The organism is Novosphingobium sp. CCH12-A3 (genome assembly GCF_001556015.1).
Classification (GTDB): domain Bacteria; phylum Pseudomonadota; class Alphaproteobacteria; order Sphingomonadales; family Sphingomonadaceae; genus Novosphingobium; species Novosphingobium subterraneum.
On record NZ_LSIA01000286.1, the window covers coordinates 55,056 to 70,821 of the forward strand.

12 protein-coding genes and 1 tRNA gene are annotated in these 15,766 nt (G+C 64.2%); 6 read left to right on the forward strand and 7 right to left on the reverse strand.

The window, feature by feature from the left end; genetic code table 11:
- Positions 1-117 precede the first annotated feature (117 nt).
- From AX703_RS23045 to AX703_RS23060, 4 genes are read right to left on the reverse strand one after another with little or no spacing between them, the layout of a single operon-like run.
- Positions 118-1,071 (reverse strand): TauD/TfdA family dioxygenase, encoded by a 954-nt coding sequence (locus tag AX703_RS23045; protein ID WP_039336452.1) that lies wholly within the window; start codon positions 1,069-1,071, stop codon positions 118-120.
- A 36-nt stretch (positions 1,072-1,107) separates the two neighbouring features.
- Positions 1,108-2,469 carry an MFS transporter gene (locus AX703_RS23050; RefSeq protein ID WP_062347534.1) on the reverse strand — a complete coding sequence of 454 codons (1,362 nt, stop codon included), beginning with the start codon at positions 2,467-2,469 and terminating at the stop codon, positions 1,108-1,110.
- Positions 2,470-2,479: 10 nt separating this feature from the next.
- Complete coding sequence (locus tag AX703_RS23055) at positions 2,480-4,888, reverse strand: TonB-dependent receptor (protein WP_062347537.1); 2,409 nt, start codon at positions 4,886-4,888, stop codon at positions 2,480-2,482.
- A gap of 4 nt (positions 4,889-4,892) precedes the next feature.
- Positions 4,893-5,072, reverse strand: coding sequence for a hypothetical protein (locus tag AX703_RS23060; RefSeq protein WP_062347539.1), 180 nt, complete (start codon positions 5,070-5,072; stop codon positions 4,893-4,895).
- Positions 5,073-5,585: 513 nt separating this feature from the next.
- Between AX703_RS23060 and AX703_RS23065 the strand changes: the two genes are divergently transcribed.
- Complete coding sequence (locus AX703_RS23065; RefSeq protein ID WP_062347540.1) at positions 5,586-6,998, forward strand: sulfatase; 1,413 nt, start codon at positions 5,586-5,588, stop codon at positions 6,996-6,998.
- 168 nt (positions 6,999-7,166) lie between these two features.
- A complete protein-coding gene (locus tag AX703_RS23070) occupies positions 7,167-8,540 on the forward strand; it encodes an alginate export family protein (protein ID WP_231735668.1) in 1,374 nt (457 codons plus the stop codon).
- Between the two features lie 69 nt (positions 8,541-8,609).
- Here AX703_RS23070 and AX703_RS23075 read toward each other — a convergent pair whose 3' ends face one another.
- Positions 8,610-9,227: a TetR/AcrR family transcriptional regulator gene (locus tag AX703_RS23075; protein ID WP_062347544.1), complete on the reverse strand. Its 618-nt coding sequence runs from the start codon at positions 9,225-9,227 to the stop codon at positions 8,610-8,612.
- A 164-nt stretch (positions 9,228-9,391) separates the two neighbouring features.
- Here AX703_RS23075 and AX703_RS23080 point away from each other — a divergent pair, with 164 nt between their 5' ends.
- Entirely contained in the window at positions 9,392-11,584 is a 2,193-nt protein-coding gene (locus tag AX703_RS23080) for a TonB-dependent receptor (RefSeq protein ID WP_231735669.1), read from the forward strand.
- Positions 11,585-11,890: 306 nt separating this feature from the next.
- Positions 11,891-12,691: a YkgJ family cysteine cluster protein gene (locus AX703_RS23085; RefSeq protein WP_062347546.1), complete on the forward strand. Its 801-nt coding sequence runs from the start codon at positions 11,891-11,893 to the stop codon at positions 12,689-12,691.
- Here the strand turns inward: AX703_RS23085 and AX703_RS23090 are convergent.
- Complete coding sequence (locus tag AX703_RS23090; protein ID WP_062347566.1) at positions 12,646-13,611, reverse strand: complex I NDUFA9 subunit family protein; 966 nt, start codon at positions 13,609-13,611, stop codon at positions 12,646-12,648. The two genes, AX703_RS23085 and AX703_RS23090, sit on opposite strands and share 46 nt — an antisense overlap.
- Before the next feature lie 222 nt (positions 13,612-13,833).
- Here AX703_RS23090 and AX703_RS23095 point away from each other — a divergent pair.
- Positions 13,834-13,920, forward strand: a tRNA-Leu gene (locus AX703_RS23095).
- Positions 13,921-14,078: 158 nt separating this feature from the next.
- Positions 14,079-15,323: an integrase arm-type DNA-binding domain-containing protein gene (locus AX703_RS23100; RefSeq protein WP_062347547.1), complete on the forward strand. Its 1,245-nt coding sequence runs from the start codon at positions 14,079-14,081 to the stop codon at positions 15,321-15,323.
- A 37-nt stretch (positions 15,324-15,360) separates the two neighbouring features.
- On the opposite strand, the gene AX703_RS23105 is transcribed toward AX703_RS23100, so the two are convergent.
- Positions 15,361-15,678 carry an MbcA/ParS/Xre antitoxin family protein gene (locus AX703_RS23105; RefSeq protein WP_062347549.1) on the reverse strand — a complete coding sequence of 106 codons (318 nt, stop codon included), beginning with the start codon at positions 15,676-15,678 and terminating at the stop codon, positions 15,361-15,363.
- Positions 15,679-15,766: the final 88 nt, after the last annotated feature.

A 15,766-nucleotide genomic window follows, 5' to 3' on the forward strand; every position in this document is an offset into this window, starting at 1 on the left:
TGCCGAATTGCAGAGCTATCGCAAGTGGCCTGCTGGTCGCTCTAAGCCGGACTCTTTTCCATCTCCCGTTTGCCACGGGAATGGGGCGACGGTGAGGGCCGCCGCCCCTGCCGGCCCTCAGGCAGGCTGGTATTGCGTGGCCCTTTCCTTGCGAACGGTGCGGCTGTTGCGACCGTCGATGCCAACCGGCACTTCGCCCGCGATTGTCGCGCGGCGCAGGGTGCGGCGTTGCAGGCCGAAGTCGGCGACGGCGCGGTGCTGGGTCGACTGGTTGTCCCAGAAGGCCACGTCACCGGGCTGCCAGCGCCAGCGCACGACGTTCTCGGGACGGGTGATGTGGTCCTGCAGGATCTGGAACAGGCGCGAAGAGTCAGCCTGGTTCAGCCCGACGAACTGCTTGACGAAATGGCCCAGCAGCAGGCTGCGCTGTCCCGAGACGGGATGGACGCGGACCACCGGGTGCTCGGTTTCGTAGACGGTCGAGGCGAAGACGTTCTTCTGGAACAGCTGCCGTTCCTTCTCCACCGCGTCACCCTTCGGCGCGTTCGAGAGGACCGCTGCGTAGTCGTAGAGGTTGGTGTGGACTGCCCAAAGGTTGTTCACCAGCTGGCGCAGCGTTTCAGGGAGGCTTTCGTAAGCTGTCTCGCCATTGGCCCAGACGGTATCGCCACCGGCTTCGGGAATGGTGATCGCGCGCAGGATCGAGCCCTTGGGATAGGCATCGACGAACGTCACGTCGGTATGCCAGCTCGAGGCGGCGTAGCCTTCCTTGCTGTCGAGTTCGAGCAGGTAGCGCGAACCCTCGGCCACCGGCACGGTGGGATGTGCCACCGGATCGCCGAAAAGCGAGGCGAAGCCTTCGTGGCGTGCGTCGTCCAGTTCCTTCTGGCCACGGAAGAAGACGACCTTGTGGCGCACGACCGCGTCCTTGATCGCCTGCACGGTCTCCGCGCCGAGATCGCCGGAAAGGGTCACCCCGCGGATTTCGGCACCGATCGTCCCGGTGATCGGAACGATGTCGAGCGGGGAGTTCGGGTCCTTGGCATTGGCATAGGTGGTGATGGCATTCATGTGGGTTACTCCTACTTGGGGTAAGGATTTGGGGTGTTATTCGGCGGGCTGGAGCGCGGTGTCGGCGGCGGTGTCCAACTGGCGGCGAATGGCGTTGTGCTGTTCGGCATCGAGCGCGAAGCCCGATATGACGGCAGCGGAGATGGCATGGGCGAGGGCCGGTCCGGTCGCGAAGACAAGCAACAGGCCGTTCAACGCCTCAGGAGAGTTTGCGGCGGACTTCGGATCGAAGCCCAGCCACGCGATCAGCGGCAGGGCGATGCCTGCGGCAAGCGCACCGCCGATCTTGTCGGCCAGGGCAAAGACTGAATAGTAAAGGCCGGCGCGCTCCTCGCCGGTCTCGGCGCGGTGCTTGTCGGCAACGTCGGCGACCATCGAGCGCAGCATGATGTTGCCTGAGCCCTGGGTGATCCCCTGAGCAAAGGCGAGCGCAAGGACCAGCCAGAACCGGTCGGGCGTGGTCAGCACCAGCGCGAGGTTGATCAGTGCCTGCAGCACTTCGGCGAGAATGGCAGCCCGGCGCTTGCCCAGGGATACACCGATGCGCTGCCAGATCGGCGCGGCGAGCATGCCGAAGGCGTATTGGAACAGGAACAGTCCTGCACCCCATTCAGGCCTTCCGAGATAGAAGGTCACGTAGAACAGCAAAAGCGTCGTGCGGATGCCCTGTCCTGCCCGGACTGCGGCGTCCGAAGCGAGGACGCGCAGCAGCAGCGGGTTGCCGAGCACCGCGCGCGCGGCGGCCAGTGGCGACAGCGGGAGTGCCAGAGCAGCAGGCGCGCTGTCATCGCGATTGGACAGCGTCAGCCACAGCGCCGGGATAGCGGCAGCGAGGACAAGCGAACCGAACAGCGTCAGTTGCAACTGACCGTCACCGGGTCGCAGATGCTGGGCGAGTGCCGCGAGCGCAAGGGCACCTACCAGCGCAATCGACTGCCACAGTGTAAAGGTTGATGCCGCGCGGGTCCGGTCGTGATAGCCGGTGGCGATCTCGCCGCTCCACGCCAGCAGCGGCGTGGAGAGAAGCGCAAGGCCGATGTAATAGGCGGCCAGTGCAGCAATCAGCCAGCCAACGCCGAGGTTCGCAGGCGGGAAGAACAGCATCGCGCTGCCAGCGACGAACAAGGATCCCCCGCCCGCTACCCACGGTCGCCGCCTGCCGAAGCGGCTCTGCGTGCGGTCGCTCAATGCGCCGACTATCGGGTCGAGCGCGCAGTTGAGCAACTGGCCCGCCAGATACAGCGTCCCTACCAGCGTCAGTGGCACACCATAGTCTCGCGCAAGAATGGCGGGGAGCCAGGCAGCAACTGGCTGAGCAGCAGCGGTGACCGGCACGTAGATCGCAGCAAGGCGGTGGTAGCTACCAGAAGGCGAACTGACGGGGGATCCTGTTGTCATGCGGCCAGCCTCACAGTCGCGTCCGCAACGTCACACCATAAGTGCGTGGCTCGCCCACCTGGGCAGTGACCACGCCGGTGTTGCCGGCGGAGAGGTTGAGGAAATAGTCTTCGTTGAGCAGGTTGCGCGCCCAGACCGACAGGTCCCACAACCCGTCGTCGGTCTTCAGCCCGATGCGCGCATTGGCGATGCCGAAGCCCGGAACCTGCGCCCATGCGGAGTTGGTTGCAGATGTATTGAAACTCGAGCGGTGCGCGTAGTCGGCGTGGGCGTAAAGGCTCAGTTCGCGCCCGCCGAGCTCACCCAGCGGCGTGTTGCCGTCGGCACCGACTGACCATGCGAACTTCGGAACGCCCGAAAGCGGTTTGCCTGACAGGTCCTGGATACCGCCGAGGTTGAGGTTCTCCACCGCCTGCGGTGCGTTGGCGTACTCGACGTATTTGGCGTCGGTGTAGCTTGCCGATGCGGTGAACGAGAGACTGTCGCTGGCCTGGAAGGCAAGGTCGCCCTCAACTCCGCGCGAACGCACCTTGGGGATGTTCGCGATGTATTGGCGCACGTTGACGGTGTTGGGCACCTGTTCGGTGATTGCCGTCTGATAGTCGCGGATCTCGGTCCAGAACGCAGCAGCATTGAAGGTGGCGCGCCGATCGAGGAACCGGGATTTGAAGCCCAGCTCGAACGCATCAACCTTTTCCGGGGCGACTTCGGGCGCAATGCCGGCGGGCAGCGCCGTCAGGTTCAGTCCGCCCGACTTGTTGCCGCGCGAATAGCTGCCATAGACGCTCGCGTCCGGCGCAACCTTCCAGTTCAGCGTGACCAGCCCTGACAGGCTGTTGTCGCTGAATTTCGTCGCGAAGCTTGTCACCGGGTTGAACTGGGTGCGGATCGCGTTGATCGCGGTGACCTGCGCCGGGGTGAAGCCGGAAAGATCGGCACCATCCACCCAGAACTGGCTGAACGCGCCCGCCTTCTTCTCGTCCGTCCAACGCAGGCCGGTGGTCAGCGTCAGGGCATCGGACAGGTGCCAGTCGGTCTGCCCGAACAGCGCGAATGTGCGCGTTTCCGGCGTGGAGGTCGAATTTGCCTCGAACCCGTTCAGCGCCGCATTGGCGAGGGTCTGGTCGGCCGCAGGCAGGTTCCACAGCGCGGCAGCCGAGCCATAGCGGGTGGCGCCATAGCCCTTGACGACCTGCCAGAAGTAGTACGCGCCGATCACGTAGTCGACCGTGCGGTTGCCCATCGAGGCAAGCCGCAGCTCCTGGCTGAACTGGCGCTGGCGGTTGGCTTGCTGGGCCTTGGTGGTGATGGGCAGCGAGGTGCTGTCGCCATCGTTGGCCGGGTTCCAGTCCCACCAGCGATAGGCGGTGATGGAGGTCAGGGCCGCGCTGCCGAAGTCCCAGTTGACCTCGCCCGAAACGCCATAGCCCGCCATGTTCGACTGGTAGTGGCTATCGGCCTCGCCGATGCGATCGAACGGCCTGAAGGCGGGGAGGGTGTAGCCAGGGAACCGGGCAGCTCGCAGGGCAAAGTTGTTGGGTATCGTCGCGCCATTGGCATAGGTCGTGTGCAGGTCGGCGAAGACCGAGAGCACGTGATCCTGCTCCTGCTGTGCGTAGTCGCCGATGATCCGTACCTCGAAGTCCGGGTCCGGCGTGAACAGCAACTGGCCGCGAATGCTCTCGTTGCGGTAGTTCTGGGCGCGGGTATTGGTGGTCTTGTTGAACAGGAAGCCGTCGTTCCCGCTGATCGCGCCGGAGATGCGCACGGCGAGCAGATCGGGCAGGATACCTGCCGAGGCCGAAGCCCGGACTTGCCGGAAGCCGTAAGTGCCGATGCTCGCCTCGCCCGAAAGCTCCGGATCGAAGCTCGGCTTGCGCGAGGTGATGTTGATGACGCCCGAGGTGGTGTTCTTGCCGAACAGCGTGCCCTGCGGACCGCGCAGCACTTCGATGCTCTGCAGGTCGACGAGGTCGAACTGTGAAAGCCCGACGCGGCCGTAGTAGACGTTGTCGATATAGAAGCCGACGCCGTTCTCGAGCCCGTCGTTGGTCAGCGCGACGTTTGAGCCCAGGCCACGGATGTTGATGTTGGTATTGCGCGGATTGAAGCTGAACACCTGCAGGCTCGGTACCTGCTGCTGGATCTGGCCGAGGGTGAAGTCGCCACGCCTTTCCAACGCGTCGGCGCTGATCACGCTGATGGCGACCGGCACGTCCTGGACATCCTCGTCGCGGCGGCGCGAGGCGGTGACAACGATGGCTTCACCGGCCTCGCCCGCGTCTTCGGCAGCAACTGCCGGAACCTCGACATCGGCAGGCTGCTCGGCGGCGAAAGCCGGAGCCGCGCCGATGAGCGAGCCCAAAGCCACGCCTGCAAGGATAAGCTGGCGCTGCTTGAAGAGAAAAACCCTGTTCATTCCATTACTTCCCTGAACCCAAGTGGCTTGCCGCCTCGGGGCGGCGATTGAAGGCAGCGGGAAAAGGCACGGCTTCGCGCACGGGGTCGCCGGGGGCGACGCCGCAAAGGGCAACGATCGACTGTTGCAGGGACGCGGGATACCGGGCCAGTTCCGCAAGGTCGGAGCTGGTTAGCGGTCGCATGACGCATTCCTCCGGGCGGCGACCGCAAGGGCCGCGCCGAACTGGCGTTATGGTGAGAGAGGCGGGCGAGAGCGGACCGCGCCCCGGTCGGGGCGGCAGGTCCGTCAATCGTGTCCGGTGGTTTGCGCGCTCTAGGCGCGCGTCATGGGCTTGTGCATCGTATCACCTCTTGATTGGAGGGGAACACGATGCCTGGCGCCGTCGCCCCAGCATCGCGCGCTTTAGCGGTTGTTCACGCGGAGCAAGCTGCTTCCCATCAAATGCCGCGGATCAGGACCCTGGATGTGCAGGCCGACCTGATCGTCGGATGTCCTGCGGGTTAATCTCTACTTATCCGGTTGAGTCTTCTCGGTCAACCCGCGCCTCACCCGTTCGGCGCAAAAGGAAAACTTCCCGACGGACAAGATCAATTGTCTATCGATGCAATAGACATTGATGGGGCTGGCGATAAGTTCATATTGCCTTACGCGACCACGCGCGGGTCCACCTGCAACTGCAATCACGGACCGCACCATGACCTCGACCTACAGTCTTACCCGCCGCGCGACCCTTGCAGGCGCCGCCGCCACTCTGGCCGTCGGCTCTGTGCCCGCGATTGCCCGCAAGCGCGTGCGGCAGCCCAACATCCTCTACATCATGGCCGATGACCTCGGTTACGCCGATCTGTCCTGCTATGGTCGCCGCGATTTCGAGACGCCGGTGCTCGACAAGCTGGCGGCGCAGGGCCTGCGTTTCACCAATGCCTACGCCAACAGCGCCGTCTGCACGGCCACGCGCGTCGGCCTGATCACAGGCCGCTATCAGTATCGCCTGCCCGTTGGCCTCGAGGAGCCGCTGGCCTACCGGCCCAACATCGGCCTGCCGCCTTCGCATCCGACGCTGCCGTCACTTCTCGCCAAGGCTGGCTATCGCACCTCGCTGATCGGCAAGTGGCATCTTGGCAGCCTCCCGGACTTCGACCCGATCAAGAGCGGCTACCAGTCTTTCTGGGGCATCCGCAGCGGGGGCGTCGACTATTACACCCACGCCACCAGCAACGGTCAGCCCGACCTGTGGGATGGTCCCACGCCCGTCGACAAGGCGGGTTACCTGACCGACCTGCTTGCCGACCGCGCGATTGCGGAAATCCGCCAGGCGTCGTCAGCCAAGGCGCCGTGGTTCATGTCGCTCCACTTCACTGCGCCGCACTGGCCGTGGGAAGGGCCTGATGACGCCAGCGAATCCGCTCGGATTGCCGGACTGAAGGACCCCAAGGCCCTGTTCCACTTCGACGGCGGCAGTGCGGCGATCTACGCCGCCATGGTCCGCCGTCTCGATTACCAGATCGGGCGCGTACTCGAAGCCCTCAAGGCAAACGGCGCCGAGCAGGACACCATCGTCGTCTTCACCAGCGACAACGGCGGCGAACGCTTCTCCGACACCTGGCCCTTCAGCGGCCGCAAGACCGAGCTGCTCGAAGGCGGCCTGCGCATTCCGGCCATCGTACGCTGGCCGGGCGTCACCATGGCATCGACGATCAGCGATGCACAGATCATCTCGATGGACTGGCTGCCGACATTCCTTGCCGCCGCCGGTGCAGCGCCAGATCCCGCATTCCCCAGCGATGGCGAAGACATCACCGCAGCCCTGTCGGGCCGAGCCTTGCCCGGACGCACGCTGTTCTGGCGCTACAAGAACCACGCCCAGCGCGCGGCCCGTCGCGGCAACCTCAAATACCTGAAAATCGGCGGGAACGAGTTCCTGTTCGACGTCGTTGCCGACCCTCTCGAGCGGGCCAACCTGAAAGACCGGCAGCCCGAAGCCTTCACCTCGCTCAAGAAGGCGTGGGAGGACTGGAACGCCCGAATGCTGCCGCTGGATGCGCAGTCCTACACCCACGGTTTCGGGCCTGGCGAACTGGCGGATCACTTCAACCCCGAACTCTGACAAGCCTCCGGCAGCCGGCAACATTTGGCATTGCTGGGAAACACTTGTCTTGAAAGCAGAAACATTGCATCAGCCGTCCAACCGGGTCAGCGCAACCTCCCGGTCAAGCGCAGCGCGCGCTCAAGTGTTGCTTCATTGGACGGCCGCTTGGCCGCGATGGAGCCTGCCTTGAAGTCGTTCGCGTTCCTTATGCCAGTTGCTGTCACCGCAGTTTTTCTACCATCCGGCAGCGCACTCGCCCACACGCCCCGGCTCCAATCCATGCTCGGCGCGCCGCCGAATATCGCGGTCAGCGGCTCGGTCCGTCTGCGCTACGAGACCCTGACCGGACAGCCGCGCGTAAACCTGCCGCCCGCCGACGAGCAGCTCGCGCTTCGCACGACACTGGCCATCGAATACAAGGCCGCGCCGAACGTCCGCATCGGCGCGGAGATGTTCGACAGTCGGGCCTGGCTCGGCAAGCCCGGCAGTTCGGTCAGCGCCAACGACGTCAACACGCTCGAAATCGTGCAAGGCTATGTGGCCGTCGATCTTGCGCCCGCACAGGGCACCAAGCTCACGCTCGAAGCCGGGCGTTTCGTTCTTAACCTCGGCTCGCGACGACTGATCGCGGCAGACGACTATCGCAACACCACCAACGGCTACACCGGCCTGCGCGCGGACCTCAAGGCAAGTGATGGCACCGCTGCTACATTGATTTACACCTTGCCGCAGATCCGCAAGCCCGATGATCAGGCATCGGTGTTGTCCAACCGCCATGGGTTGGACAAGGAGAGTTTCGACCTCCGGCTCTGGGGTGGTCTGGTCTGGCATCCCAGGACCGTCGTAGGTGCCATGGCAGAAGCATCCTACTTTCGCCTGCAGGAGCGCGACAGCCCGTCACGCGCCACGCGGGACCGCAACCTCCACACCGTTGCGGCACGCCTGATCCGCGAGCCGAAGGCTGGCAAGCCCGATTTCGAGATCGAGGGCGGATGGCAGTTCGGAGATGTCAGCGAGACAACGCGGCCCAATGCCCGCAAGCTCGATGTCGATGCCTGGTTTGTCCATGCCGATGTCGGATACCTGTTCCCCGGTCCGGCGCGGATGCGGCTGTCAGTCGAATACGATTACGCCAGTGGAGACGGTCCTGGCGGCTCCTATGGCCGCTTCGACACGCTGTTCGGCATGCGACGCGCTGACTTCAGCCCCGCAGGCGTGCTCGCCGCGATCGGCCGTAGCAACATCAACAGTCCCGGCATGCGCGCCGAAGTGGCCCCCGGCAAGCGCTTCGACGCGTTCGTCACCTACCATCCGCTTTGGCTCGCCGAAAAGACGGACAGCTTCGCCACGACCGGCGTGCGAGATGCGAGCGGCAAGGCAGGCTCCTTTGCTGGCCATCAGGTGGAAGGACGGATGCGCTACTGGATCGTGCCAGGCTTCCTGCGCGGGGAGATCAATGCGTTCTGGCTCGCAAAGGGACGGTTTATGCGAGGGGCTCCCAACGCACCGGCTTCAGACAACACGACCTATGTCAGCTCAGCCCTGTTGGCCTCATTCTGATGTTCGAAGACAAATGGGATCTTGATTGCCAATTGGGCGTCCCTTGCGCCCAGCAGGGCTCACCATTCCTCATCCTTGGCGCGCGCGGAGCCCTTCGCCCAGCAGGTCTGCGGCCACTTCGGCGATCTCTTCCACTGGACGGCTGTCGTCCCAGACGCCGAAGCGCAGGCCGAGGAAGACGTTCATGCCCATGATGGCCCATGCCCGCACGTCCTGTTCCCCATCGCGCAGCGTGCCGGACGCCACGCCGTCGGCCAGACGCGCGGCGATGCGAGTGGCGGTGCCTTCGTAGTGGTCGCGGTAGCTTTGCGGATCGGCAAATTCGGCCTCGTCGATAATCCGGTAGATTTCCTTGTGCTCACGCGCAAAGTGCAGGAACCCGACCAAGGCTTCGCGCTCACGCTGCAAGCCGGTGGCGCCTTCGCTTACGGCGGCGGCGGCGGTCGTTGCCACCCTGGCTGACATGTCGCGCACCAGCGCGGTGAAGATCGCGTCCTTCGAATCAAAATAGGTGTAGAAGCTGCCCAGGGCCGTCCCGGCGCGCCGGGTGATGCCGCTGATCGAGGCTTCGTGAAATCCGCGCTCGCCGAACTCTGCGGCAGCGGCGTCAAGCAACTTGCGCAAGGTTTCGCGCCCGCGCGCAGTGCGCGGCACCTTTCCCGGACTTGCAGCGCTCGTCTGCGCCATGTGCGATCCTCCCCGCAACCGCCCACCCCACACGCGTGTTGCCGTTTCGCCACGATTCGTAGCGACAAACGGGCAATCTCACAACGAGAAGTTGAAAGGTGGTTCAACTTTCAATATCAGGGTGATCGAGCGGACGGAGCAGTCCGCGAGAGGGAGCCTGTCTGATGACCCGTATTTCCACGCGCGCCGCCCTGGCCGCCACAGTTGCGCTGTTCGCCGTGCCCGCCATGCCCGCCTTCGCGCAGGAAACGCCTGCTGCCGAAGATGCTTCGGATATCGCTACCGGGAACGAGATCACCGTGATTGCCCGCCGCCGCGAGGAACGCCTGCTCGACGTGCCGATTGCCATATCCGCACTGAATACCGATGCACTCGAACGTGCCGGTGCGAAGGACCTTTCGGGCATCCAGGGCGCCATTCCCAACGTGAACATCGTGCAGGGCCGCGGTTCGGCCAGCAGCGCCAACTTCTACATTCGCGGCATCGGCCAGCCTGATGCGCTGCAGACCTTCGACCCCGCAGTCGGCGTCTATGTGGACGGGGTGTACCTGAGCCGTATCCAGGGCGCGCTGCTCAACCTGTTCGATGTCGAGCGGGTCGAAGTGCTGCGCGGGCCGCAGGGCACGCTCTACGGCAAGAACACGATCGGCGGTGCTGTCAACGTCGTGTCGAAGAAGCCCGACCTCGATACCGTGAAGGGCGAGGCTGCGTTCACCTACGGTCGCTTCGATGAAGTGACGGCGAAGGGATATGTTTCGGCCCCGCTGGTCACCGACAAGCTCGCGCTGTCGCTTGCCGGGGTCTATGACGACCGCGACGGGATCGTCACCGACCCGCGCACCGGCCGCAAGTACAACGATCGCAACAATCTTTCCGGCCGCGGAATCCTGCGTGCCAAGCCGACCGATACGGTCGAAGTGCTGATCTCGGGCGATTATACGCGCCAGCGCAATGCGGCCACGCTTGGCTATCTTACGGCACCGTTGATCCAGACCGACTTTGCCCGCGGCGCGGTCGTGCTTGCTCCGGCGGAACCTTATGGTCCCTATGACTACAAGGCATCGACCAGCCTTGCCCCGGACCAGGGCCAGAAGCTTGATCACTGGGGCGTTTCGGGCACGATCAACGTCGATCTCAGCGACAGCTTCCAGCTGACCTCGATCACTGCCTACCGCAAGCTCAAGACCGACTTCTTCATCGACATCGACGCCACGCAGTTCGAGCTGGGCGACGTGTTCGTCGGCGTTCGCCAGGACCAGTTCAGCCAGGAACTGCAGCTCAAGTACGATGCCGACAAGCTCAAGGGCGTGTTCGGCCTTTACTACCTCAACGAGAACGTGAGCTCGCATCAGGAAGCCTACGCCGACGGTCTGTTTGCCTTCAACGGCGCGCCGATTACCTTCCTGCGCACGATCGACGACAAACAGGTGACCAAGAGCTATGCCGCCTTCGGCCAGCTGACCTACGACTTCACCGAGCAGCTCTCGATGACCGCGGGCCTGCGCTACACGCACGAGAAGAAGACCTACAACCGCTGCACGGTTACTGCCTCGACGCTTGGCCTGCTTAATAACATCCGTTACTGCTTCCCCGACAACCTGCCCGCGCCCTTCACCGGCGACAACGACGTCAGCTACGATGCGTGGACGCCGATGGTCAGCCTCTCGTACAAGCCGACGCCTGATACCCTGCTCTATGCCTCGGCCAGCCGCGGCTTCAAGGCGGGCGGCTTCAACGGCCGCGTCAACTCGAACGGCGATATCTCGGTAACGCGCAATGGCGTGACGACGGTGGTGCCGAACTTCGAACCCGAAACGGTCTGGTCCTATGAAGCGGGTGCCAAGGGCACCTTCCTCGACGGCCGCGTCAATGTTTCGGCTGCCGCCTTCTACACCGACTACAACAACTTCCAGGCCCGCGTCGGCAATGGCACCAATGTCGGGCTCGGCGGAAGCTTCCCCGTGCTCAACGCCGGCAAGCTGCGCATCCAGGGCTTCGAGTTCGACATCTCGGTCCGCCCGGTCCAGCCGCTGACGCTTTTTGCGTCGGTCGGCTACCTCGATGCCGATTACAAGCGCTTCGACGATCCGCGCCGCTTGCCGCCTGCCGGTGGCGCCGCGTTCAGCTGCAACCCGACAGGCACGCAGATCACCTGCCGGCCGGCCTTCGCGCCACCGCTTACCCTGCGGGCGGGCGGCGAATACCGCGTCTCGCTCGGCGATGCTTCGCTGACGCTGGGCGGTGACGTCCGCTTCGTCGACAAGCAGTACCTCTCGGTCGACAACCGCCCAGGATTGACCGAAGACGGTTACCTGATCGGCAATCTCTATGCCCAGGTCGACTTCGACAAGTTCTAACTTCGCGGCGCGGTCAAGAACGTGGGCAACACGCTCTACAAGACCGATGGGCAGGAATTCAGCTCGGTGGGCAACATCCAGACCGTCTACTACGGCGATCCGCGCACGTGGAACGTCACGGTCGGCGTCCGCTTCTGATGTGACACAAGACCTCGAGCGGGGCAGGCGCCCTCAAATCCCTCCATCGCCTGCCCCTGCCGCCGAAGCCCCGGTCCGACGTGGCCGGGGCTTTTGGCAGGTTTGGACTGCTCCATACCTGTTGGTTCTTCGCTTTGCGGACGAAGCGCGTCCCGCTCTATTGACGGCATGGAACTGCACTTCGAATGCACGCAATGCGGGCGCTGTTGCCATGATCTCAGGTTGACGCTTTCGGTAGCAGAAGCCTGTGCCTGGGCTGGCAGAGGCCATCAGGTTGACCTGCTGACGGAAGCCTGGCCATGGCCCGACGACGGCCCTTCTGAAGATGCCGTGATGGCGTGGCGAAAGGCGACCAGCTTCGCTGTTCGCGTCGGGGACGTTCCATTCCGGATCAATCTCAGGCTGGTTGCGCGGCACGAGGGCGCTTGTCCCCATCTGCTGCCGGACATGCGCTGCGGGAACTACGAAGCCCGCCCTCGCATCTGCCGCATCTATCCGCTGGAAAGCCGCCCCTTCGAAGCGGTGGAGCCCGGGCGCCGGAAGTGCCCGCCAGAAGCCTGGCACGATGATATGCCGCTGCTGGAGCGCGACGGCGAGCCGTCCGACAGCGCAGCGGGCGAAGTGCTTGCCGCGCATCGCCAGGCCATGATCGATGACGTCCCGGTCAAGGCTCGGCTGGCGTCGGCACTGGGATTTGCCGAGACGGCCTTTGCCGGGGAGGGCATGGCGGTGTGTGAAGTCGCTCCGCTCGCCTTGCTGACGGCTGTCGAGGAAGTGTCCTGCGGCCTCTGGGACGATGCGCAGGGCTGGGCAATCGTCACCAACCGGACAGCGACCGCGCAGATGCTGGCCGATCTCGATTGTCCGGTGCGTCTGGTGTCGGCCGGGCCTGCTTTCCTGCCGGCTTTGCTGACGAGGCCTGATCAGGCTGACTTGGCGCGTGCGCCGAAGCGACCGAACTTGCGATAGCGCGTCATCCAGCGGGCGAGGAACAGGCCGAGCGGCCGCGGGGTGACGCCCAGTGCCTCGATTCCGGGCAGGTCGCCCGAAGCCACGTTGCCAGCCTTCAGCAGCTTCCACTGGTCGGTGCTCATCGGTGCGCCCGGCAGCCATCCGGTCAGCGAAGCGAAGGCGCCCGAAACCGCGTCGGGCAGTTCGACCAGCATGGGCGTGCGGTCCGCAGCCTTGGCGATGCGGCGGTTGAGCTCGCCCATGGTGATGACTTCGGGCCCGGCCAGCTCGTAAGTCTTGCCGCCGTGCGCGTGCGGGTTGGCCAGGGCATTGCCGATGGCTTCGGCAGCATCGTCCACGAAAACCGGCTGCAACCTGGCGGCAGGGCCGAATACCGGCAGGACCGGCAGCTTGGCTACCAGACCGCCGAACATGTTGAGGAAGTTGTCATCCTCGCCGAACAGGATCGAAGGGCGCACGATCGTGGCAGTAGGGAAAGCGGCCAGCGCGGCCTTCTCGCCCTCGGCCTTGGTCCGGGCATAGGGCACGTCCGATCCGGCATCGGCGCCAAGCGCGGAGACATGGACAAACGCGCGCGCGCCCGCAGCCTTTGCAGCTTCGGCCACGCGGCCTACGCCCTGTCCCTGCAGCGAATCGAGATCACCGGCAAAGGCACCCACCAGGTTGACCACGGCGTCTGCGCCGGTCAGCGCAGCTGCGACGGTGTGCGGCTTGGTGACATCGGTGGCCACGAACTGGATCTGTCCCAGCGTGCCAAGCGGGCGCAACTTGAAGGCGCGCTCGGGATGACGGCTGCACACGCGCAGGCGCGCGCCGCGTGAGAGCAGTTCCTGCGCCAGATGCGTGCCGAAAAAACCGCTGCCGCCCACCAGTGCCACCAGCATGCCTTCGAGATCGCGCGTCCTGCCGTTTGCCATATCGAGCGTGTCCTGAATCATCTTTGCCCGCCAATCCGGGCCATTTCACGCGACGCCTTTGGCACAGCAGCGGGCGCAGTTTCAATGAGGAAACACCCCTTTGCCCTGCCAGTTGCAAAAAGAGTTACCCTCGCGTGGATTTGCCCCGTTGACACCCCGCCGCGCCTGTCCTAGTGGCGCGCTCCTACCCGGCGAGACGGCGCTTCAGCCCCTCGCCTCCGTGCCCAGATGGCGGAATTGGTAGACGCACCGTCTTCAGGTGGCGGCGCTGGAAACGGCGTGGAGGTTCGAGTCCTCTTCTGGGCACCATTTTTCTTTCCGGATGCATCCGAAAGCGTCCGGAAAAATCCAAGAAATCAAGGGCTTTTGGCTGGTTCAGGGTCCACCTGCATCCAGCCGAATTCGTTGCAATTGACGGTATCTGACGGTATTTTTGACGGTATCAAAACCGGCAAAAAGGTGGCTTCATGCTTACCGATCTGGCAGTCCGAAAAGCAGTTGCGCGCGACAAGCCCTACAAGCTCTCTGACGGGGGCGGCCTGTACCTGCTGGTCACCAAGGCCGGTCAGCGGTGCTGGCGGGTCGACTATCGCTTTGGAGAAAAGCGAGCGACAGCCGCGCTGGGGGTCTATCCGACCGTCACCCTCGCCGAGGCGCGCGCCAAACGGCTGGAGATCAAGAAGCAGATCGCAGAGGGCATCAATCCCGCCGCCAAGCGCAAGATCGACAAGATCACAGGCCCGCTTGCCAATGTGAACAGCTTCAAGGCCGTGGCGGAAGAATGGCTCGACAAGGCCCGACGCGAGGGCCGTGCCGATGTGACCGTGGGCAAGCTGACTTGGCTGCTCGAATTCGCCTACCCCATCATCGGAGACCGCAAGGTCGGCGAGATCAAGGCGCCCGAACTGCTCGCCGTCCTGCGCGCTGTCGAAAAGCGCGGGCATTACGAAACCGCGCGACGGCTGCGCAGCACCTGCGGCCAGGTCTTCCGCTATGCCATCGCCACCGGCCGCGCCGACCGGGACGTTTCGGCAGACCTGCGCGGCGCGCTGATCGTGCCCAAGGTGACGCACCGTGCCGCCATCACCACACCGAAGGAAGCGGGCGAACTGCTGCGCGCGATCGACGCCTATTCGGGTTATCCGGTCACCCATGCGGCGCTGCGGCTGGCTCCCTATGTCTTTGTGCGCCCTGGCGAACTGCGGCAGGCCGAATGGAGCGAGTTCGATTTCACCCGCAACATCTGGACGATCGCCGCTGACAAGACGAAGATGCGCGTCGCGCACCGCGTGCCGCTCAGCCGTCAGGTCCTTGCCATACTGGAAGAGCTGCGCGAGATCAGCGGCAATCGCCGCTACCTGTTCCCTGCCCAAGGCAAGCGCGACAGGCCCATGTGTGAAAACACGATCAACCTCGCGCTCCGGCGGATGGGTTTCGACGGCACCACGATGACCGCCCACGGCTTCCGCGCCATGGCCAGCACACTGCTGAACGAGCAGGGCCATTGGAACCCAGACGCGATCGAGCGCCAGCTTGGCCACGCCGAGACCGACGACGTCCGCCGCGCCTACGCGCGCGGCGAGCACTGGGAAGAACGGATCAGGATGATGCAGAGCTGGGCGGACTATCTCGACCAACTCAGGTCCGGCGCAAAGGTCTTGCAAGGCAGCTTCCGCAAGCCGCCTGCCGCCTCGATCGCGGTCCCTGGATGATCCTTTCGTATCGCTGAGGGCCCGTTCGCCAATCTGTTCAGCTGGCGATTTCCGCGTCCAGGTAGGCTTCGACGCGCTGCATACCTTCGAGGCCATCTGCTAGCATGAGATCCAGCGCGCAGACTCCACCAAAGGCCTCATTCGGTGCACCAATCCACCGCGCGGCCCTGTCGCTGTCAACGAATATGCATCGCAACGCGCGATGAATGCCGAGCATCGCCGCAGCCCGCCCCTCGCCTTCAAGAAGCCGCGCGGCCGTTTCGCTTAGAACGCCCCAGCGCGCGATCAATGCAGCAGCCGCTCGCGCCATCGCCAGCTTTTCATCTTCGTCATTTTGAGCGCTGGCGATCGACAAGGACAGACCCCCGAACTTCGACGAACCTCAATAGTCGTCCGTGAACAAAGCGAAGTTCGTTTCGGTGCCGGGTAGACCGGGTCTGTCA